Annotated in this window: 17 protein-coding genes, 1 tRNA gene, 1 rRNA gene and 1 pseudogene; 10 read left to right on the top strand and 10 right to left on the bottom strand. The window is 51.5% G+C overall.

The window, feature by feature from the left end:
* Positions 1-63: 63 nt before the first annotated feature.
* A tRNA-Ala gene (locus MCON_RS01430) sits at positions 64-136 on the bottom strand.
* Positions 137-272: 136 nt separating this feature from the next.
* Positions 273-1,743, bottom strand: a 16S ribosomal RNA gene (locus MCON_RS01425).
* Positions 1,744-2,245: 502 nt separating this feature from the next.
* On the opposite strand from MCON_RS01425, the gene MCON_RS01420 reads away from it, so the two are divergent.
* On the top strand, positions 2,246-4,237 hold the full coding sequence (locus MCON_RS01420; protein WP_013718271.1) for an aconitate hydratase: 1,992 nt from the start codon (positions 2,246-2,248) through the stop codon (positions 4,235-4,237).
* Positions 4,238-4,251: 14 nt separating this feature from the next.
* Here the strand turns inward: MCON_RS01420 and MCON_RS01415 are convergent, their stop codons facing one another.
* Positions 4,252-4,695 (bottom strand): hypothetical protein, encoded by a 444-nt coding sequence (locus tag MCON_RS01415; RefSeq protein WP_157863616.1) that lies wholly within the window; start codon positions 4,693-4,695, stop codon positions 4,252-4,254.
* Between the two features lie 126 nt (positions 4,696-4,821).
* On the opposite strand from MCON_RS01415, the gene tgtA reads away from it, so the two are divergent.
* The gene (gene tgtA, locus MCON_RS01410) at positions 4,822-6,261 is read left to right on the top strand and encodes a tRNA guanosine(15) transglycosylase TgtA (protein WP_013718270.1); all 1,440 of its coding nucleotides are present in this window, start codon (positions 4,822-4,824) and stop codon (positions 6,259-6,261) included.
* Positions 6,258-8,015 carry an archaeosine synthase subunit alpha gene (arcS, locus tag MCON_RS01405; protein WP_013718269.1) on the top strand — a complete coding sequence of 586 codons (1,758 nt, stop codon included), beginning with the start codon at positions 6,258-6,260 and terminating at the stop codon, positions 8,013-8,015. The genes tgtA and arcS overlap by 4 nt, the downstream gene beginning before the upstream one ends.
* A gap of 157 nt (positions 8,016-8,172) precedes the next feature.
* Here arcS and MCON_RS01400 read toward each other — a convergent pair whose 3' ends face one another.
* Positions 8,173-8,400, bottom strand: coding sequence for a type II toxin-antitoxin system HicB family antitoxin (locus MCON_RS01400; protein ID WP_013718268.1), 228 nt, complete (start codon positions 8,398-8,400; stop codon positions 8,173-8,175).
* A gap of 279 nt (positions 8,401-8,679) precedes the next feature.
* Complete coding sequence (locus MCON_RS01395) at positions 8,680-9,000, bottom strand: hypothetical protein (RefSeq protein ID WP_157863615.1); 321 nt, start codon at positions 8,998-9,000, stop codon at positions 8,680-8,682.
* Positions 9,001-9,064: 64 nt separating this feature from the next.
* Here MCON_RS01395 and MCON_RS17030 point away from each other — a divergent pair.
* The 4 genes and pseudogenes from MCON_RS17030 to MCON_RS01375 form a co-directional block, all read left to right on the top strand.
* Positions 9,065-9,205, top strand: a pseudogene (locus tag MCON_RS17030) (adenine methyltransferase); the annotation flags it as partial.
* A gap of 125 nt (positions 9,206-9,330) precedes the next feature.
* On the top strand, positions 9,331-9,753 hold the full coding sequence (locus MCON_RS01385; RefSeq protein ID WP_162144982.1) for a hypothetical protein: 423 nt from the start codon (positions 9,331-9,333) through the stop codon (positions 9,751-9,753).
* Positions 9,754-9,778: 25 nt separating this feature from the next.
* A complete protein-coding gene (locus tag MCON_RS01380; RefSeq protein WP_157863613.1) occupies positions 9,779-10,114 on the top strand; it encodes a hypothetical protein in 336 nt (111 codons plus the stop codon).
* 199 nt (positions 10,115-10,313) lie between these two features.
* Complete coding sequence (locus MCON_RS01375) at positions 10,314-11,501, top strand: RNA-guided endonuclease InsQ/TnpB family protein (RefSeq protein WP_048131654.1); 1,188 nt, start codon at positions 10,314-10,316, stop codon at positions 11,499-11,501.
* Here MCON_RS01375 and ilvA read toward each other — a convergent pair.
* On the bottom strand, positions 11,488-12,699 hold the full coding sequence (gene ilvA, locus MCON_RS01370; RefSeq protein ID WP_013718261.1) for a threonine ammonia-lyase: 1,212 nt from the start codon (positions 12,697-12,699) through the stop codon (positions 11,488-11,490). The two genes, MCON_RS01375 and ilvA, sit on opposite strands and share 14 nt — an antisense overlap.
* A gap of 95 nt (positions 12,700-12,794) precedes the next feature.
* Here ilvA and MCON_RS01365 point away from each other — a divergent pair, with 95 nt between their 5' ends.
* Positions 12,795-13,706, top strand: coding sequence for an ion transporter (locus MCON_RS01365; protein ID WP_013718260.1), 912 nt, complete (start codon positions 12,795-12,797; stop codon positions 13,704-13,706).
* A gap of 359 nt (positions 13,707-14,065) precedes the next feature.
* On the opposite strand, the gene MCON_RS01360 is transcribed toward MCON_RS01365, so the two are convergent.
* A complete protein-coding gene (locus MCON_RS01360) occupies positions 14,066-15,559 on the bottom strand; it encodes an HNH endonuclease signature motif containing protein (RefSeq protein ID WP_157863612.1) in 1,494 nt (497 codons plus the stop codon).
* A gap of 537 nt (positions 15,560-16,096) precedes the next feature.
* Positions 16,097-18,022, bottom strand: coding sequence for a ribosome rescue protein RqcH (rqcH, locus tag MCON_RS01355; protein ID WP_013718258.1), 1,926 nt, complete (start codon positions 18,020-18,022; stop codon positions 16,097-16,099).
* A gap of 55 nt (positions 18,023-18,077) precedes the next feature.
* Between rqcH and MCON_RS01350 the strand changes: the two genes are divergently transcribed.
* Positions 18,078-18,641: a Mut7-C RNAse domain-containing protein gene (locus tag MCON_RS01350; RefSeq protein ID WP_013718257.1), complete on the top strand. Its 564-nt coding sequence runs from the start codon at positions 18,078-18,080 to the stop codon at positions 18,639-18,641.
* Positions 18,642-18,728: 87 nt separating this feature from the next.
* Here the strand turns inward: MCON_RS01350 and MCON_RS01345 are convergent, their stop codons facing one another.
* Positions 18,729-19,409, bottom strand: a complete 681-nt coding sequence (locus MCON_RS01345) for a transglutaminase domain-containing protein (RefSeq protein ID WP_013718256.1) — start codon at positions 19,407-19,409, stop codon at positions 18,729-18,731.
* Positions 19,410-19,584: 175 nt separating this feature from the next.
* Here MCON_RS01345 and MCON_RS01340 point away from each other — a divergent pair, with 175 nt between their 5' ends.
* Positions 19,585-20,049, top strand: coding sequence for a nucleoside deaminase (locus MCON_RS01340; protein ID WP_013718255.1), 465 nt, complete (start codon positions 19,585-19,587; stop codon positions 20,047-20,049).
* Between the two features lie 63 nt (positions 20,050-20,112).
* On the opposite strand, the gene MCON_RS01335 is transcribed toward MCON_RS01340, so the two are convergent.
* Complete coding sequence (locus tag MCON_RS01335; protein ID WP_048131653.1) at positions 20,113-20,700, bottom strand: hypothetical protein; 588 nt, start codon at positions 20,698-20,700, stop codon at positions 20,113-20,115.
* Positions 20,701-20,739 lie beyond the last annotated feature (39 nt).

The following is a 20,739-nucleotide window of genomic DNA, read 5'->3' as shown; positions in this document are numbered from 1 at the left end:
TTGCGGATTACGGACCTCGGCCCTTCCACATCGAGTCTGCCTCGATGTGTGCATTAGTTCAAATGGACTTGCTGGGATTCGGACCCAGGGCCTCCGCCTTGCAAAGGCGGCGCTCTACCAGCTGAGCTACAAGCCCCAAATCCTGCCCAGCAGATGATTATCAATTTGGCTGGATAGTTTCGCTTTTTTTGATTCGCTTTTCATGGTCTTGATCGACATTTCAGCTTCCGATTGGCTCAGAGAGGCATGAGATTTCTCATGCTCGTAACGTTAGGAGGTGATCCAGCCGCAGATTCCCCTACGGCTACCTTGTTACGACTTAACCCCCCTTGCAAAGCCCAAATTCGAACGCCTCCAAAGAAAGCGCTCTCATTCAGACCCTACTCGGGTGGTTTGACGGGCGGTGTGTGCAAGGAGCAGGGACGTATTCACCGCGTTCTGTTGAAACGCGATTACTACGGATTCCAGCTTCATGAGGGCGAGTTGCAGCCCTCAATCCGAACTAAGATTGGTTTTAGGAGATTCCCGTCCCCTTTCGGGGTAGATACCCATTGTACCAACCATTGTAGCTCGCGTGTAGCCCGGGATATTCGGGGCATACTGACCTACCGTTGCCCATTCCTTCCTCCGCTTTAGCAGCGGCGGTCCCCACAGTGTACCCGTCACTCCAGAGAGTACGCTGGCAACTGTGGGCGTGGGTCTCGCTCGTTGCCTGACTTAACAGGATGCTTCACAGTACGAACTGACGACGGCCATGCACCACCTCTCAGCTAATCCGGCAAAGTCTTCAGCCTGGCCTTCATATTGCTGTCGGTCCCGGTAAGATTTCCGGCGTTGAATCCAATTAAACCGCAAGCTCCACCCGTTGTGGTGCTCCCCCGCCAATTCCTTTAAGTTTCAGCCTTGCGGCCGTACTTCCCAGGTGGCTCGCTTCACGGCTTCCCTACGGCACCGACAACGGTCGCACCGTGGCCGACACCTAGCGAGTATCGTTTACGGCTAGGACTACCCGGGTATCTAATCCGGTTCGTGCCCCTAGCTTTCGTCCCTTGCCGTCAGGTCCGTTCTGGTGAGACGCCTTCGCCACTGGTGGTCCTTCAAGGATTACAAGATTTCACCCCTACCCCTGAAGTACCTCTCACCTCTCCCGGCCTCGAGCCAGACAGTATCTCCTGAAAGCCTGACAGTTAAGCTGCCAGATTTCTCAAGAGACTTATCCGGCCGGCTACAGACCCTTTAGACCCAATAATAACGGTTACCACTCGAGCCGCCGGTGTTACCGCGGCGGCTGGCACCGGTCTTGCCCGGCCCTTGCTATGAAATGCTTTTTAGGCATCTCGACAGCCAGATTTGTAACCTGGCACTCGAGGTTCCCTTATCGCTGTTGCCAGCATTGTAAAGTTTTCGCGCCTGCTGCACCCCGTAGGGCCTGGATTCGTGTCTCAGAATCCATCTCCGGGCTCTTGCTCTCACAACCCGTACCCGTCGTAGGCTAGTAGGTACGCTACACCCACTACTACCTGATAGGCCGCAGACCCATCCTTAGGCGCCGGAGCTTTAAATCTCGATGCATTCCAGCAATCGAGACCTATCGGGTATTATACCCAGTTTCCCGGGTTTATACCCAACCTAAGGGCAGGTTGTCCACGTGTTACTGAGCAGTTCGCCATGTATTGCTACATTCGACTCGCATGGCTTAGTCGAACCTCGATAGCAGTAACCTCTGGCAGGATCAACCAGAATTCTCTAGGAAGTTTTTGTTAATTCCGAACCAATCGGAATTGGCTGAGTCGCCAAGACCATTGTCAGACACGAAAAAACTCGCGTCTCCACTTGTTCCGTATATCGCAACCTGGAAGTCGGCCCATCATTAAATCAGGGTCGCAGCCTTAGGGATGCGATGCCTAAGCGGCCCATATAGGTAGTCACCTGCAGTATTTAATCTTTTCCCCTGCACCTCAGATTTTGAGGCTGAGAAAATCGCAGCGACAGCTTCAGGCCGATCTCGTATTCTTTGGTCCCATAATCAATATCTACAGGACCTGTCACCCAACCCTTTCAGGCGGGCCGAACCCATCCAATAACTCAGAGGTATATAACCTTTTTGCTCACGCCGCATAAGACACCGATTCTTGCGCCGAAGATGGATCGAAGAATTCCGCCGCATATATAACGCCACAATCGTCGAGTATTAATATCATCATCGTCGACACCAGCTGATTGATATGTCTGCTGGAGGTCTTTTATGGGTTACACATTAACTGAGAAGATCCTGCGAGAGCATCTCGCGGATGGCTCCTACGAGCTGGGCAAAGAGATAGGCATAAAGATAGACCAGACGCTGACCCAGGATGCTACGGGCACCATGGCTTATCTCCAGTTCGAGTCCATGGGGCTATCTGATATCGCCACTGAGCTTTCCGTGAGCTATGTCGATCACAATACCATCCAGGTGGGATTCGAGAACGCCGATGACCATGCCTACCTGGAGTCAATCGCTAAGAAGTACGGCATATACTTCTCCCGTCCAGGAAACGGCATCTGCCATCAGGTCCATCTGGAGAGATTCGCCCGCCCGGGAAAGACCCTTCTGGGCTCAGACAGCCACACCCCCACCGCGGGTGGGGTTGGCTCTTTGGCCATGGGTGCGGGCGGGCTGGATGTGGCGGTGGCCATGGGCGGAGGAGCATACTACCTCGCTGCCCCCAAAGTAATCGATGTCCACCTAATGGGCAATCTCCAGCCCTGGTCCACAGCCAAAGACGTAGCGCTAAAGGTACTGCAGATCCTGAGCACAAAGGGAAACGTGGGCTTCGTCTCCGAGTATACCGGCCATGGCATAGCCGGCCTGACGGTACCGGAGAGAGCGACCATCACCAACATGGGAGCTGAGACCGGGGTGACCACATCCATATTTCCCAGCGACCTGCAGACCAAGAGGTTCCTGGCTGCCCAGGAGAGAGAGAGTCAATGGAAACCTCTTGCCGCAGACAAAGATGCCACCTACGACCGCAGCCTGGAGATCGACCTGGCGGAGATCGAGCCCCTGGCAGCCGCTCCCCACAGCCCGGGGAACATAATTAAGGTCGGGGACCTGGATCTTGCTGTAGACCAGGTGATGATAGGCTCCTGCACCAACTCCTCTTATGTAGACCTGATGACGGTGGCCAGGATGGTAAGGGGAAAGAGGCTTCCTGAAGGCATTTCTTTAGGAATCGCCCCCGGATCGCGACAGGTCTTGAATGCCATTGCCAAAAATGGCGCCCTCAGCGACTTGATAGCATTCGGGGCCAGAATACTGGAATCGTCCTGCGGATTTTGCATTGGAAACAGCATGTCCCCTTGCACCAACTCCGTCTCCGTCCGCACCAGCAACCGCAATTTTATGGGTCGATCCGGCACTCCCAGCGCCAATGTATACTTGACCAGCCCGGTAGTTGCGGCTGCTGCCGCTCTCACCGGCAGGCTGACTGACCCAAGAGAGCTGGATATGGAGTTTCCAGGAATCCAGATGCCCGATCATTTCGATATCGATGACCGGATGATCATTCCGCCTCTGTCACCGGAACAGAGGGCAAGAGCTACGATCTGCCGCGGACCGAACATCGGCCAACCTCCCGTCAACCAACCCCTTCAAGAGGATATAGCAGGATCCGTGACCATAAGGGTGGGAGATCTGATAACAACTGATCACATCATGCCTGCTGGGTCCCGGCTCAAATACCGCTCAAACGTTCCCAAGTATGCAGAGTTCGTCTTTGAACCACTGGATAAGGACTTCTTCTCCCGGGCATCCTCCCTCCGCGATCAAGGCTTCCATAATCTGATCGTGGCCGGCCTGAGCTATGGCCAGGGCTCATCCCGCGAGCATGCGGCCATGTGTCCCATGTACCTGGGAGTGAAAGGGGTGATCGCAAAATCCATAGAAAGGATACATGCCGCTAACCTGGTGAACTTCGGCATAGTGCCGTTTACCTTTGAAAAAGAGTCTGACTGGGATCTGCTGCCGGAAAAAACGAATATAAGAATCCCTGGCATTCGCAAATCTTTAGAGAAGGGCCTAGATAGTGTGCTCGCCCATGCAGAAAGCAGCAGAAAAGGAGAAGAAGGAGTGGGAAGGAAAGGAGAAAATAAAAAGGAAGAAGAGCTAGTTCTGAAGATGAACCTCTCTCGTCGCCAGAGGATGATTCTCCTGGCCGGCGGACTCTTGCCCTTTACAGTCATGTCAAGAAAATAAATGAAATTAGCCGCTCAGACGTTGAAGAACGACATGACACTCTGAGAGAGCAGATTCCCTGTAGCATCAACTGCAGGAGTGGCACTGGTGGCATTCAGGCCTGCTACAGCAGCGAATTTGCCAAGATCGTTCAGGCCCAGTTCACGGTATACCGCGGTCTTCAGGGCCTGGCTGTTCTTCTCTTTCTCGCTGAGGCCCATGGTTGAGACATTGCTCTTGAAGCTCGTGGAATCAAGCTGCATAGGGGTGCTGAACATCAGGGGGAAGTTGTTTACCCACATATCCATTTCAGAGGTCATGACGTGGCTGCTCTGGTTCTTGTTGCCGACAACATAATTGCTCCAGTAGTTATTCACATAAGGTTCAAAGGTTGAGGTGATTGGTTCATTGAAGAATGCCCTTTGAGTGGAGCTATAACCATCTCCCAGGCCGCTACCCTGGGCACCTGCTAGGCCCATCAGGCAGAATAGTGTAACCAATGCGGTTATATTTTTCATATTAATCAATCCTCTTATATTCAGTTTTCCTTATCCCCTGATGATCAGACCCAACCTATTTATTCCTTATTGGTGAAGGATTTGCATATGCCGGACCGCTTCGAGATACTGCATAAAGATCTGGCCGGAAGGATCGGCCGGCTTTCTACTCTTCATGGCACCGTCGAGACACCACTGCTCATGCCTGTGATAAATCCCCACCTTCCCCTCATCCCTCCAGATGAGCTGGCCTCGATGGGTGCGGAGATGGTTATCACCAACAGCTACATAATAAATCAGGATCCTGACTTGAGGGAAGGAGCAATAGAGCAGGGCTTGCACCATCTCCTGGGCTTTCCCGGGCCCATAATGACCGACTCAGGAGCCTTTCAGCTCTCCGTCTATGGCGATATCGATGTTCTGCCTCTGGAGATCCTTGATTTTCAGTTTGCCATAAAATCAGACATATCCGTGCCCCTGGATATACCCACCCCACCTGATGTCTCCAGGGAGAGGGCGGAGTCGGAGTTGAATATCACAGAGGAACGACTGCGGGAGGCAGCCGGCCTGAAGAGAGATGCCCTATTGGCCGGACCGGTTCAGGGATCTACCTATCCCGACCTCCGGGAAAGGGCGGGGAGATTCGCCCGAGAGCTCGGATTTGATCTTTATCCCATAGGAGGAGTGGTGCCTCTGATGGAGGCCTACCGTTTCAGGGATCTGGTAGATGTGGTTGTCTCTGCCAAGAAGGGTTTGGGCTCGGGGGTGCCAGTCCATCTCTTCGGAGCTGGACACCCCATGATCTTTGCCCTGGCCGCTGCTATGGGCTGCGACCTCTTCGACTCCGCTGCTTATGCCCTCTACGCCCGGGAGGGCCGCTATCTGACCGTCCAGGGAACTCGGAAGCTGGAGGAGATGAAGCATCTTCCCTGCTCCTGCCCAGTCTGCCTGAAATATACTCAGCAGGAGCTGATGGATAGCCCCCAAAGATCGAGGGAGCTGGCCCGCCACAACCTTTACGTCTCCCTGCAGGAGATCAAGCTCGTCCGGCAGAGCATTCGCGATGGCTCGCTATGGGACCTTCTGGAGACGCGCTGCCGGTCTCATCCCCGCATGCTCGACGGCCTGAAACGGTTGGCCTCATATGGAGATTGGCTGGAGGGCCTGGACTCAGCCAGCAAGTCCACATTTTTTTATCTGAGCCCAGAATCTGCAAGCCGGCCTGAGGTCATCCGCCATGGCCGGAGGATCGAGCGGATCAGCCTGAAAGGCGAGGTTCTGATCACCGATGATCCAAACGCGAACCCGAGCGGTTATGATAACGTCCTGAATTTCAAGCCACCATTCGGACCCTATCCGACGCAACTCTCGGAGACCTATCCATTCAACGCCGAAGTCCCGGCGGAGGCTGACGATGCGGCGATAGATCGAGCGGTAAGGATCACAAGAAGGCTGATCGAGGCCAATCCAGATGCCCGGTTCACCTTCCGGCTGAAGATCAACCTTGAAGAAAGATTAGAGCAATTGCCCAAGGTGCATATGCCATGACAAAATACTTCGAGATCCTCCGCCGCGACGGCCCTGCTCGGATGGGAAAGCTCCTCCTGAACAGGCAGATCAGCACTCCCGGCGTTATCACTCCAGACGACTACCTATCCGCAGGAAGCATCTATAGCTATAATTCCCTGGATGAGGCCATAGCCATTCAGGAGGGGCTGAAGGGTCAAAAGAAGCTGGCCATCTTGCCTTACGTCCCTTCAGCATTGCACTCCGAGCCGGCCCTGGAGCTGCCCGCAATGGATTTGGACGGCCCCAAAGGATTGCTCGTCCACCCCTTCAGAGAGAAGACGCCGGAGGGGGCCGATGTTTATCTGATGGGCAATGCCGGAAGCCTCAAGAATCCCAGAGACCTGGTGAAGGCGATCATCGGGGTTAGGGATAAGACTGCTCCAGATAGCGCTCTTTATGCACCTGCTCTTGCCACGCCCGCCAATCTGGCCCTTCTGGTCTATTTGGGAATAGATCTCATTGATGGCACCAGGATGATAGCAGATGGCCTCCTGGGCCGTTACCATACCCGGGACGGAGTCTGGAGCGCCAAAGAGCTGGCCGAGAGGGATGAGCTTTTCTGCCTCTGTCCTCACTGCCAGAAGATGCGGGAGAAGGAGACCAGACAGGAGACGGATCTCCTCGTTGCCCATAACCTCCAGAAGCTCGATGAGGAGCTGCTGGCGGTCAGAGAAGCTGTCCGCACCCAAACAATCAGGGAGTACGTGGAGCGGCAGATGAGGGTGACGCCCGACCAGACCGCTGCCCTGCGCCTGCTGGACGCGGAGCACCGGTATCTGGAGAGGAGGACGCCCGTCAGCCGCCGCAGCGCTTTTTATGCCAACTGCGCCGAGTCATTGCAGAGGGTGGAGGTCACTCGATTTGCAGAAAGGGTTTTAGAGAGATATCAGGCTCCGCAAAGCGATGTGCTGCTGCTCCTGCCCTGCTCCGCTCGCAAGCCCTACTCCACCTCCCGATCACACCGCCTCTTCGCCGAGGCCATTGGCTCCGCCAGGCGCTATCTGCATGAGCTGATACTGACCTCGCCCCTGGCGCTCGTGCCACGGGAATTAGAGGAGGCTTATCCTGCTGCCAGCTACGATGTCCCCGTCACCGGCCGCTGGGATCGAGAGGAGAGAGCGTGGCTGGCCGGGTGCCTGAAAGCTTACCTGAAAAAGAACCGGTATGTCAGAATAGTGGCCCACCTGGATGGAGAGCTGGAGGAGCTGGTGCGAGAATCCGGCATTGATGCCGTCTATACCGGCGGAGGAACCAATGGTCCAGCCCTGGCACGCCTCGGTGAAGCGATAAAAGAAGCATGCCGTAACGCAGCACGCCTGCCAGATCTGCGGCTATTGCGTTACCGGGCCCATGCCGACTTTTATTTCGGCCAGGGTGCGGGCGATGCTCTGCTGGCGGGAAAGATCGTAGTCAGGGGCAGAGAAATTCAGGATGAGAACAAGAGGCCGCTGGCCACCTGGACAATAAACGGCAACATGGCGTTGTCGATGGCGGGGGCAAAGCGCCTGGAACCCCTGGGCCGCTATACGGTCAGGATAGGCGACTTTCTGCCCCGAGGCTCGCTGCTCGCACCGGGCGTGGTGGATGCAGACGAAGAGATCCGGCCGGGTGATGAGGTGATCGTCGAGGGCGAGCAGGCCTTTGGTATTGGCCGGGCGAAGATGTCCGGCTGGGAGATGGTGGCATCAAGGAGAGGAGTGGCGGTGGAGATCAGGCACATAAAGGAGAGGTAGAGGCGCCTCCAGCGCAAACGGGTTTACGGGCCTCTCGCGCTCTGGTTTTCATGGTTTTCCTTTCAGGTGCCCAGCGAATCGGGCCTGCAGGACCCTCAAGAAATGAATCCTTTAGGCAATATAATGAACTGGATTCATTTGCTGATATCAGGCAATATCACAGGCCGGGGACTTCCACTCTAACCTTTCCTATGAATAGACTCTCCTCGATTGGGGCCGCCACTAGATCTTCCTTCAGGGCTATCAGGTGGGATTCGATGGCTTCCTTGGTATTTTGCAGGGTTTGATCTATTGTTTCTCCTTGAGAGTAGCATCCAGGAAGAGCGGGAACTTCAGACCAGAAGCCACCCTCTTCCGCCTGATGGATCAAAATAGTATATTCCATAATTAATCACTCCTTCAAGAGTATCATGAATTCTTCATCATCCAGGCCGGCCTTTCTAATTGCCGACTTTAGCAGGCCAATCTTAAGACTCCCTGAGACTGGGATAGTTATGAGCTATCCATTTGGCATTTTAATGTTGACATGATCACCTTTTCCGCGGCGGACTATTCCGCCTGCTTTGATGAAAGCCTTAATCGCTTCCTTGCCGCTTACACTTCTCAATAGGCCCAATGGAATCCATCCGAACTACCCGAGACTTCTGCATATCTGTAGTTGTTTTTATACATCTAATTTATGCTTATTTCCCCCTGGTGCATTGCTATCTGGCCTGGCGCACCGCAGGCCGCGTCTCTTCGCATATTCTTCAAGGCTGATAAAATCATCCTTTTCCAGTTCGATGAGTGCATGAATTTCCTCTGCGGTCGATTCATCACACTCTTCCAGAGCGTCTAAGCCCTGGTCGCTGGTGGATTCCTCTCTTTTAGTCTTGATTCTGCCTCGTGCTGCCATTGAATCACTATCTTCTCTGCTATTCTTAATAATTTCGCCTATATGCGTTTTCTTCTGAGACACCAAAACCTTTTTCGTTATGACTGTCACAGGAAATCTGCAAACCATCCAAGCAATCGACATTTTTGTCGAGATATACGTAAGGGAGATGCTCATGCCACGCCTGACCGAAAGAGAACAGCAGGAGATAATCCGCTACATAGAAGCCGATAAGCCCCTGCCAGACAAGTACCGCTTTCTGCTCTTTGAGGATAAGCGCGAGGTGGAGCTGGTTTGGAACGGCAAGACAAATGAGGAGATCAGGCCGGGAGATGGTCCGATCAAGGAGAGGAGTGGCAGTGGAGATCAGGCACATCAAGGGGAGATAAGAGCATGAGAGGAGTGAGGAAGAGACGAAAGGTAAAGAATGAAAAGAACAGCTTGGATATGATCAGCCCAACCTCTTTTTATTCCAGCCAGGACGATAAGATTAAGCTGAACTGGTTTTGCTATGAATTAGCTTTGTCGATTTATGATAGCATGAAAGATGAACTTGCCTACAGGCTGAGAAGGAAAAAGATCAGTGATGAGGTCCTTGCGGAGTTTTGCATTTACTATACAAAAGCAATGAAGGATGAAGTTCTCAGGCAATTGTCCGGCGAAATTGAAAAAGTGTGCATCTCATACGAGCCCGTAGAATCGTTCTTCCCTGATATCGGCGATGACATGGTTAATAAAATGACTGATGCAATCTCATATGCATGGGATCATATGCTCAGCATCTGCGAGGTATGCCCCAATCGATGCATCAGCGAGAAGGATGTATTCTGCACCCTGTTCGATGAAAAGCATCTCTTCGAATAATGGGATACGGAAAGAGATGAGGAATATGCTGCTAATAGACGAGATGAAGGCCAATCTGCCCATCACCGCTCATGCCAGCCGCGATTTGAGCAAAACCTTGATTGCAAATGGATATGATGTCACACCGGAAAAGGAATTGAAGATCCTTAATGTAGTCGAGTCAGGAGAGGAAGGAGGCATAGCCTGCTTCCTGGATCAACCCGAAAACTTTGTCGTATCTTTAACACTTCTCAGGGTGGGGCCGGATCATCCACTGCACGACAAGATATTGTCTTATCAAAAGAAAAGGATCAGACGCATCTTCAGGTCAAAGGGTTTGGGGTCAAAAAGGATGAAACAGATTTTTCAGCAGGAGAAATAGTAGTATTCTTCAATTTGCACCAGAGAGATGGCAACAGATGGCTCCGATTGTCGTTTCAGCAATCCAATCGTAGCGGCGGAGGGCAGTTTGCGCTCCTCACATAAACACGGGCTGGAAGCCCCGCTCTTCAGGGCGGGGAGGAAAGCCGTAAGTAGCCCACCAAAACCTTTATATCACCTAGTGACTATACTGCCTGCTGATGACTGAGCAGGTGTTAACCGTCCGATGCAAGTTAAGTCCAACAGACTCCCAGGCCGAAGAGATGGAGGATACTCTGAAAGCCTTTGCGGATGCCTGCAATTGGATAAACCAGAATACGCCTGCTAAGCTCAGAAATAAGGTCCGTATTCAGGGCATTGTATACCAAGATGTTCGAGCTAAGTTTGGTCTTTCTGCCAATCTGGCAATCAGGGCTATCAATCGCGTTGCATCTAACCGTAAGACTGCCATGAAGGATCATTCATCAGTTAAGAACTTTGAACCAACCAGTATAGATTATGATACTAGGATCTTTGCTTTCAGAGAGAAAGACGAAGAAGTCAGCGTGACTCTTCTTAGATCGAGACAACGAATCAAGTTGGTTCTAGGCGACTATCAGCGATCCAGACTCAAGGATTCTAAACCGACAAGCGCAACGCTTTGTAAGAAAGGATCTGAATACTATATCAACATCCCGGTTAAAAGCGAAGCACCGGAGCAGATACATGTTGATACAGTTCTAGGTGTCGATCTTGGTATAACTGATATAGCTGTGACCTCCGAAGGCCAGAAGTTTGGCGGAAAGACTATCAAGCTGATCAAGCATCATTATGCGTCTATGCGTGCTGTTCTTCAACAGAAAGCCGTGAAAGGTACAAGGAGTTCAAGGCGAAGATGCCGAGAGCTTCAGCAACGACTATCAGGCAAAGAAGCACGCTACCAACGGCAGATCAACCACGAAATCAGCAAAGCCATTGTGACCAGAGCCCAGGAGATTCCTGCAAAGATAGCTCTGGAAGATCTAACCGGAATTAGAGAAGGCGTCAACCAGAAAGCAGGAAAAAACCATAGACGAAAAGTCAATGGTTGGGCCTTCTGCCAGCTTAAGGAGTTCCTTAGCTATAAGGCTCTCGCGGCTGGCGTTCCTCTGGTTCTGGTGGACCCCGCATACACCAGCCAGACGTGCCATCAGTGCGGTGAGCATGGAATCAGGAATGGCAAGAGCTTCAAGTGTCCTGTGTGTGGTTGGTCTGGCGATGCTGATTTCAATGGTGCTAAGAATATAGCTTTCTTGGGCCGCTATGTAGACCGGCCTGGAGGCTCGGAAGGACTTCCAAGTATCAAGGCAGTCCTTTCAGGGCTACTGAAAGCTCCGGTCTTTAGGCCGGAGCAGTTTACCTCCGCATGAATCTGTATCCTGCCCCCTCCATCGCCCGCTCGATCCCTTTTATGTGCTCGAAGCCCCTAGTTTCCAGCTCCAGGTCCACCCGGGTGTAGTTGATCGCCACTCCGCTCTCGTTTCGGGCGTGATGAATGTGCACCACGTTGGCCTCCTGATCGGCCAGCAGGCCTAAGAGGCAGGCGAGCGATCCGGGAGAATCCACCAGGGAGACGGAAAAATGCATCAGTCTGCCCTCCCGGAAAAGGCCTGCCGCGATGATCCGCTCCAAAAGCAGGCTGTCTACATTGCCCCCGCTTACCACCAGCACTACACGGCTCCCCTCGGCAACCTGCAGCGATCCGCCAAGTAACGCAGCCAGTGGAGCAGCGGCCGCCCCCTCCGCCAGAATGCGCTTTCTCTCCAGAAGCTTCAATACGGCAGAGGCGATCTGATCCTCATCAACCAGAACGATATCATCCACCAGCTTCTGCAGCAACGGGAATGGGGCCTCGCCCACCTGGGTGACCATGATGGCATCGGCGATCGAGCCCCGCTCCTCAGCCTGGACCTCCGCCGGCCTTCCAAGCTCCAGGGCCTTTCTGGCCGAGGGGCAGGATGCCGCCTGCACCCCCACCACCCTTGCCTCCGGCCGGATGGCCTTGGCTGCCAGGGCAATTCCTGCGATCAATCCTCCTCCTCCCACCGGAACGATTATGAGGTCTGCATCTGGCAGGTCCTCCAGGATCTCCAGGCCAACTGTCCCCTGGCCGGCTATGACCTCCTCGTCGTCATACGGATGAATGAAGATCCTGTTCGTCTCCTGGGCCATCCGCCTGCCGATTTCTATGCTCTCGACGAGGCTTTTGCCCATCAGCCTCACCTCTGCCCCATAAGCTCGGGTGGCCTCTTGCTTGGAGATGGAGGCCCAGACAGGCATGATGATCGTAGCAGGGACACCGGCTGCACAGGCGGCCAGGGCCACCCCCTGTGCATGGTTTCCCACAGAGGCGGCGATAACCCCTGAATGGATCTTTTCCAGATTGGACTGGAGCTTGTAGGTGGCCCCTCTGACCTTGAACGAACCGCCCATCTGCAGGCTCTCCAGCTTCAGGTATACCTCGGCATTGGCCAATCTGCTGAAGGTGGGGGAGTAGACTAAAGGAGTGCGGATGACCCTGTCCTTGAGGAGATTTGCCGCCTGCAAAACATCGGAGAATTCGATCATAATATCATGATACTACACCGCTGCCTGAAGACTTAATCATTTCCTGAGCTGATTCGGATGGTTTTATCCCCTAAAAGAGACTATAGACAATACAGATGTCCGGCCATCAGTTAAAAGCCAATCAGACAAGAGCCAATCCGAAAAAGGAGGCTTCGGGAAAGGGGGGCAAGAAATCTTCTCAGGCCAGAAGCTTGCGGGAGACCGTCCAGTTCTACATGATAGACTTTAGAACCCCTCTGGGAAAGGCCATTGACATCTTCATCATCCTGCTCAATCTGCTGGTGGTCATGCTCTTCGTCATCGAGACCTATCCCCTCTCAGCGGGCACGCAAGAAATCCTCTGGAGGACTGAGGTAGCAGCAGTAAGCCTGTTTATCATCGAATATCTGCTGCGGCTCTATGGCGCTCCTGACCGTTGGGCCTATGTCAAAGATGGCTACAGCATCATCGATATCGTGGCCATAATGCCCACCCTGGTTTTGATGGTCCTGCCCGCCACCTTCTTCACCCACGATATTCGGTTCATTCAGACCATAAGGGTGATGGCGGCATTCAGGATATTCAGGTTTCTCCGCTTTATGGCCAAAGATCATCTGCTCTTCGGAATGATCAGCCCGGGGATGATTAACGTCGCCCGTCTGGTGGCGAGCATATTCATAATCCTTTTTGTATATTCAGGACTCTTCTATTTTGTGGAGGAGCCGCTCAATCCTGATGTGCAGAACTTCGGAGATGCCTTTTACTTCGTGGTGGTTGCCGTCTCCACCGTCGGCTTCGGTGATATCGTTCCCTCATCCTCTGCCGGCCGGCTGGTCACGGTGGCCATGATAATCTCCGGGATCATCTTCATCCCCTTCCAGGCAGCGAGGATATTTCGCGCCTGGCTTCGGGCCTCCAGCCAGGACAGGACGGTGATATGCACCAACTGCGGGCTGGACAGGCATGATGTCGATTCTAAGTACTGCAAAAAATGCGGCGAAGCTCTGCCGGAGACGGGAGAGGGGTAGATGGCATCGGAGCAATTATCTCATTAACTTTTTGCTATTTTAGATTGCTGTGCAGGCTCCTGAGCTTTGGAGCTGTGGAAAAGTAAAAGGATGGACAATAATGAGCTTAGTGGATATGATGTCACAGTGAAATATACCATGGCTGGAATGGTTAAGAGGGAGAGGATGGAAGCTGATGTCAGGAAGAGCCATGGCTAGGTGGACAGTAGCTGTGAATCTAAATAAAGTCTTGATGGGGTGTGATGAGGGGTGGGGCGTCATCCATCTGAGTATGGCTATGATCCGAGAAAGTGGGCCTCTTTTATTCGATTAAAAATTAATTTTTAATAAACATTATTTAAATGTTTGTTTATATTAAACTAGGATTCTATTCCCATGAGCCATGAAGAGCTAAAGCCTTTTGAATTCAAAAATTGTTTAACATGCTCGGTATTATTTACTCGAAGATTAGTATCGATTTCAGGATCTGGATCAATCCATAATTTATGAGAGAAGAGTCTTTTCACAGTAGGTTCTACAATATTTTTAAATGTTTTATCATCTATCTCTCGATAGAAAACCATATGCCTATCTTCATCCTCTATTAAACCTAGTTTTGCAGCAATCACTGATCTAAGGATAGGAACCCATGCTCTAAGAGAGCCTGAGGCATATATTCTTTCTGCAGTTAAATGATTAGAATTTTTTGCTTCGGGATTCCACCTGCCTAAAAGAGATAAATTGACAATTGAATTCATCAATTTAATCATATTTTTCTTTTCATCTTTCCTGAAATCCTGTTGACTCTCAAATTCGGCAGACATTGGCTGCTGGGCAATGAATTCGGCAATAAAAGTTCTTTGAACGGCATGCATAGTTAGAGGGTTCTTACGAGTCTTATTCTTTTCGGAGATGTAATCTTTAAGTAGATTTTCCGGATCATCAAGAATATCATCTTGAATCGCAGATCTGAGCATTTTTAAGCCTTCGGTTTTAGTTTTTCCCTTTACCTTAATAAGATATTCAACAAAACCTGCTTCAGATTTTTGACCAGCCAATTCCAGGTAATCTTCCCAATCATCTTTAAATAAGTCGCTGTATATTGAAATGAGCTTGGATGTATAAAAGGGCATTTGGCGAAGTTTATCATGGGCCGCTAGTACGGTTTCCTTAATAGACTGAATATCCGGATCGATGTAAATCTTGCAATCTACGTATTTTCTCCCGGCCCATATCTGTGCTGCAGTTTTGTGCTGCCCATCAAAAAGTAAGACTTGCCGGTCTACAAGGCGGCAAATTGCGGGAGCAAGTTGAGTATATCTAAGGAAGTGACGATATAGCTCCCACATTCGTTTAGATTCTAATGGGCGCGGTTGGAGTTCAAAATCATTTTTAATGTATTCTATTGGAATTAGTGCATAAAAATATTGGAATCCTGAAGAGCATGTATATAAAGAGTGTAACTCTGGACCAGTATTCCAATAAATTTTTATTGATTTATCTGTCTTTTCAAAATTTAAGGGATTGCCATAATTTAAACCGTCTAATTTAAAATATAGCACTTCATCAAGCCTAATTCCATCTGCCTTTTTAAATTCCGTGAAGAACTTTTCCAGCATTAGCTTATCTCTAAATTCTTGAAGCGAAAGAGTGCGGATTAGCTTATGATGATCTTTGCAGACAGGGGCCATATTATCTATAGTGGTTGGTCCTCGCTCACAACGAGGTGATATATGATGGAAATCTACCTGGGATATGTCTTCAATTGGGTGATTATCTACAAAGCAGCGCAAGCTACCATCTCTCATGTATTCCTTAATCAGTTCCTCTTTTTCTTTATCTGTTAATTGCCTTTTTAGCATGTATACTTGCACCTATAGTCCAATTAGCTTAAAAGGTTAAGAAGATTCCGTTAGAAGCAAAATTATAAAGAAATGATTTGATTTTTTTGAAAGAATTAATGGCAAAAACTTATTTTATTATTTTATTTTGTAGTGCTCTTAAAAAAATGGTGCATACCAATTGCTGTTCCCCTACTCGCACTCAATGCTCTGCTACCCATATATTATACTATGTTAATTATACGCTTCAAATAGCTTTTTATGCCATTCTTTTTCCATTGTTAGATAATCAATAGCTCATTTCTCAGCAATAGATTGATTAATATAATCGGACTCTCTCTGGAAGTTTCCCAATTGCTTCCAATACGGCTGTTATTTGTCCAGAGTCTTATGCTCTCTAATCCGATGGCTGCGCGTAGAGATTTCTCTGCAGCTTCTTATATCCACCTATTTAGACAGAATTCAAGCCCTCAGCCAGAGAATCTCTTGCCACTAATGCAAGATCAATAGTTCCGCAGGTATAAAGTCTCTGTTAAAAATATGACCGATGCGACCTCAATTCATTATGCATCACTCCTTTATCCTCGAATTTCCCGGCGGCAGGAACTGCACGATCTGATCCACCGACGCCACGGACTTCAAGAAGGCTCTGTCCTCCACCTTTAAAGAGAACTGCCGGTAGATCCTCTTTGCCAGGTCGTCAGGATTGAGCTCTCCCTGCTCGATCTCCACCACCGGGTCAGATCCAGGCTTGGCCGCCGATACGGGACCGCCTATAAGAACTCCATCTCTTATGCCCAGGGCTATTCCCAGTGGAACATCCCGGAAGTATCTGCGCTCTCCCCGGATTACAAAGGCACCCTTCTTCAGGAACTCCCCCGATTCCGGGGTCTTGCTCACCTGGTCACCCTTCACCAGATAGCAGTCTGCAGCAGCAAGCCCGCTCTTCCAGAGGGAGGAATAGCTTACCGCAAACCCGGCCGCCTCCTGGAGAGTGCTCTCCGGTACCTCTTTGCCCTCGGTCTTAATCGCCGTCAGGGGAGCGCCGGGAGCATCGGTATGCATGGCCAGGTCCCTCCTCTCCAGGTATTTGGCATAAATCTCCTCATTGCTATCCGCATCCCTTCCCCCTAAGACCAGGAAGCCGTCGGAGGAGTAAAACCAGCGGAACCTCTCATACCACTTGGGCTTTCTCCGTCTGTAGTATGAAGAAACGGCGCGGGTCTTCTTGGGAGCGACCTTTCCCGCTTTCAGCTCCTCGGTTATGGCCAGAGCGCTCTGTGCCCCTCTGGCCTTGCGGACCATATCCTTGGCCTTATCGTAGTACCTCTGGGCATTCTGGGGGACGGCCAGTTCGGCATTAAGCTCCAGCTCCTCCCCATCCAGAAAGACCCTCATCTCTCCCCTGCCGTCCAAAGAGAGGATCGTCTTCGCCTGGGGAAGGCCCGAGCCGCTGATCCTCTCCCAGATCTGGTTGTAGGAGAAGCCCCGTGCCCGGGCATCGTTCATCAAGGTGAGGATCTGCTCGACGCTGCCGTAAAGCTGGTAGATCAGCTCGCCCTTCCGCACCAGTTCCGCCTCCTGGGACCGAAATTCCTCAATGGCTTTGCGCTGCAGCTCTATCCTGTGCTCCAAAGGATCCTGCCGGGTCGTCTCTTTCTCCCTTTCCACAAAGAAGGCATCCAGAGCTTCGCTGAAGGTGACAAACCTTTTTTTCTCCAGACCGGAATAGAGCTTCAGAGGGCGGGGCAGGACATCTATTGGGGCTCCATCCTCGATGACGATATGGGGATCGAGGGTTTCATTCAGGAACACTTCGCTTAATGCCTGATGCACACGGTCGATCTCTCCAGGGTCTAGGTCGATGGCCTCCTTGTTCTTGTCCACTCCGGCCACCAGGCAGACCTCCTCGCCGTATGTCCCGCCCATGTTCAGACCGCGCACCAGAGATCTCACCAGGTCTTGGCCGCTGGAGGCAAGCCAGAGGGCCAGCTCATCCCGGGCTATGGTCCTTGGATCAAGCTGGCCGGGGTGGTAGAGGTAGGGCTCCCCGGCGGCCATCTTCCTTCCCCGGTAGAGCATCTTTCTGAGCATGCTGAGGATGTTTCTGGATTCATCGAGCAGGATCATGCTCCCCTTGGGAAAGAGCTCAACGATGAGGTAACGAGCAGTTCCGCTTCGCTCCACCTTGATCTCCAGCACCCTATCGAACTGGTGCTGCCTGATATCGACTATCCGGCCTCCGGAGAGGTGGCTTCGGAGCATGGTGGGAAACTGAGGAGGGGTTTTGCTGGCCGGGCGCTCAGCCTTGGTGATATGGACCCTCCTTCCCGTTTCCAGGAGGAGGTCGAGCCGGCCCTCCGCCGGGGACTGAACCGAGAGCCAGATCCGGTCTGAGGATTGCTGATAGGCCTTGCCCATGAACCCCCCCAGGATCCGATCCTGAAGCTCCTTGACCATCGCCGCCACGTCCACATTGCTCATCGCCTTCTTCATGAATGGGAGGATCTAGATCAATCGATAAATAGTTGCGGATCGAGATGGGTGGATCGTGGAAGAGAGACCGCCGGATGAGACGCCGTCTGAAGAGAGAGGACCGGAAGTGATGCTGGGTGAAGACGAGCCGCCGGCAGAGAGGCCTCAAGAGAGAAGCTTTCTGGTCGACCTCATGCTCCTCCGCCTGGCAAGGTGGCTGCGCCTTTTGGGCCAGGATGTGGCCAATCCCGAGAGCGACAGCGATAAGGCACTCCTTGGCCAGGCAAAAAGGGAGAATAGGATCCTCGTCACCAGAGATAAGAGGCTCTTTTCATCCTGCTCAGCTGCCGGGGTGGAGGGCATTCTCATCCGCTCGTCCCGGATCTGTGAACAGATCCTGGAGATGGCCGAAAAGGGGATCGCTCTGAGGATAGATCCCCAAAGGTGCACCCTGTGCAACAGCTCCCTTAAGGAAGCTGAAGGGCGTGATGGGGAGATCTGGATCTGTCCCAATTGCCAGAGGCTATACTGGAGGGGTAGCCACTGGAAGAATATGGAAAAGATGCTAGAAGCTCTTCGACTTCGGAAGCATGAAAGAGAAGTCGATAAAGAAGAATGCAAGGGAGAACATAAATCATAATACAAAAATTATATGCATATATTTACCAGATGCGGAAAATAGACATTATAGGGCAAACTGGATGTGCGGCATATGTTATTATCATTATCACTCTGATGGCACTGGTTGCTGAGGTTTGACTCGAATCTTCAGATAATCCGTGAATTCGTTTTTCATCCGGGTCATCGACCAGAGATGAGAGGAGTTCAGGCAGAACTGTGGCTGGTATTGATACTGATTTCCAGGCAGGGTGAATGGATCAGCAGGCGTGAAGCTGGGAGGCGCTGATTCCAACGTCGTCTCCAAGAGGCACCATTGTCCAGACTCGCACTGGTAGACCACCCAGGCATGCCCGTAGGAACCAGCTGGAGAGGCCACCCGGCCCAAAACCACCCGCACGCACTGCTCTGAGATCCCGCTAGCCAGGAGAAGAGAAGCTAAGAGAAAAGAGGTATCCTCGCAGTCCCCTTTTCCGAGCATCAGCGTCTCCTCGGGAAAGAGCCAGAGGTCTTCCAGTCCAAAGCTGCTCTTGTCGGTGACGTAGTCTATTGACCTGGTCACGTAGTCCCAGCTCCGCCAGGCTCTCATGTCGAATGTCCCTGCCTCGCGGGAGGCAGGAAGGGCCATCTCCTCCAGGGCTCTGGCTATTACCTTGCTATGGGTGTGAGATAGCCAGTCCCGGACGTCAGTGGGAATCAGTATGCCCGAGCTGCCGATTACCACTCTCTTATCATAAACGATCGTGTCCCTGACGATCTCCTCCCCTGCCCAGTTACATCCTGTGATCATGATACCCCCAATCCCATCTATGTTAATAATTTTAGTTCACTATATTTAAAATTATCGAAATTGACTGTTTTTGGATATCGATGCTTGCTAAGATAAATTCATTACATATATTTAATAAAAATTCTATGAGATGAGCAAAGCTTGATCAATCTTGCCATCCAATTTGATATTCAACATGGATATCTTCATGCAGGCGGCGCTGGATGAGGCCCGCAAGGGCTCCAGAGAAGGTGGGATTCCCATAGGAGCGGTCCTAGTTGAGGAGGGACGGATCATAGGAAGAGGAAGGAACAGACGAGTGCAGCAAAGAGATCAGATGATGCATGCTGAGATCGACTGCCTGCGCAATGCCCGGCTGACCGGCGGCTATCACAATGCAGTGCTATATACAACCCTCATGCCCTGCTACATGTGCGCCGGGGCAGTGGTCTACTTCGGGATCAAGAAGGTAGTGGTTGGCGAGGCCAGGAGCGCTCCCGCAGCCAGGGACTTCATGCAGGCTCATGGGATAGAGGTGGTGGACCTAGACTGGGCTGAGTGCAGGATGCTGATGGAGGAGTACATAAGCATGAACCGGAAGCAGTGGGATGAGGTTTTGTCGGAGCTGAACCCGGATCTGCTGATCCAGCAGGAAAAATGAAATATGAGAGAATTGAGAAAGGGAGGCTTTGTGCCGCCCATTGCACTTGTTTTGCCAAAATATTCAGTCAGCCTTCTCCAGATATGCCGCTGCTTCCTCGCTTTGTGTGGCATTATATTGCAGGTAAAGGGAATCATAGCCAGCTTTCTGGAAGGCAAACTGCCAGGTACCGGGTATGCCGCTGATGATGGCGACCCCGGTGGAGTTCGTTGTCCCTGAAAATTCATTTCCATCTCCGTCCTGCCCCGTGATCTGAACATCAGAGAGAATTGGGCCATCCAGACTTCCTTCAAGGACATATACTGCAAGGGCAACCTGTTCAGCGCAAGAGCTCTTTTCAAGGTATGCGGCAGTCTCCTCGGTCTGCGTGGCATCATATTGCAGGTTAAGGTCGTCATAGCCATCCTTCTGGAAGGAAAACTGCCAGGTACCTGGAGTCCCGCTGATAACCGCTACACCGTCGCTGTCCGTTACTCCAGCAAACTCATTTCCAGTCCCATCCGATCCGGTAATGAGAACTTCTGAAAGAAGAGGACCATCAAGGGCCTCCTCATGAACGTTTATGGTGAGACTTATCTGTTCCTGGCATGAAGCCGGCAGGGCCATGCTGCTCAATATCAATAATGCTGTCAGATAATATGCTATATTCATATCGATTTCTCCTTTCAATTTTCGATCTGCAAATTTATG

Source organism: Methanothrix soehngenii GP6 (genome assembly GCF_000204415.1).
Classification (GTDB): domain Archaea; phylum Halobacteriota; class Methanosarcinia; order Methanotrichales; family Methanotrichaceae; genus Methanothrix; species Methanothrix soehngenii.
This window is presented reverse-complemented; position numbering and strand designations above follow the sequence as displayed.

Bases quoted from the DNA above. Each gene is read 5' to 3' on its own strand.
- MCON_RS01340 (WP_013718255.1), top strand. From the start codon at position 19,585: ATGGATATCTTCATGCAGGCGGCGCTGGATGAGGCCCGCAAGGGCTCC.
- MCON_RS01375 (WP_048131654.1), top strand. From the start codon at position 10,314: ATGACTGAGCAGGTGTTAACCGTCCGATGCAAGTTAAGTCCAACAGAC.
- MCON_RS01380 (WP_157863613.1), top strand. From the start codon at position 9,779: ATGCTGCTAATAGACGAGATGAAGGCCAATCTGCCCATCACCGCTCAT.
- rqcH (WP_013718258.1), bottom strand. From the start codon at position 18,022: ATGAAGAAGGCGATGAGCAATGTGGACGTGGCGGCGATGGTCAAGGAG.
- MCON_RS01400 (WP_013718268.1), bottom strand. From the start codon at position 8,400: ATGGAATATACTATTTTGATCCATCAGGCGGAAGAGGGTGGCTTCTGG.
- MCON_RS01415 (WP_157863616.1), bottom strand. From the start codon at position 4,695: ATGGGCCTAGCAGGTGCCCAGGGTAGCGGCCTGGGAGATGGTTATAGC.
- MCON_RS01365 (WP_013718260.1), top strand. From the start codon at position 12,795: ATGTCCGGCCATCAGTTAAAAGCCAATCAGACAAGAGCCAATCCGAAA.
- MCON_RS01345 (WP_013718256.1), bottom strand. From the start codon at position 19,409: ATGATCACAGGATGTAACTGGGCAGGGGAGGAGATCGTCAGGGACACG.
- ilvA (WP_013718261.1), bottom strand. From the start codon at position 12,699: ATGATCGAATTCTCCGATGTTTTGCAGGCGGCAAATCTCCTCAAGGAC.
- tgtA (WP_013718270.1), top strand. From the start codon at position 4,822: ATGCCGGACCGCTTCGAGATACTGCATAAAGATCTGGCCGGAAGGATC.
- MCON_RS01420 (WP_013718271.1), top strand. From the start codon at position 2,246: ATGGGTTACACATTAACTGAGAAGATCCTGCGAGAGCATCTCGCGGAT.
- MCON_RS01335 (WP_048131653.1), bottom strand. From the start codon at position 20,700: ATGAATATAGCATATTATCTGACAGCATTATTGATATTGAGCAGCATG.
- arcS (WP_013718269.1), top strand. From the start codon at position 6,258: ATGACAAAATACTTCGAGATCCTCCGCCGCGACGGCCCTGCTCGGATG.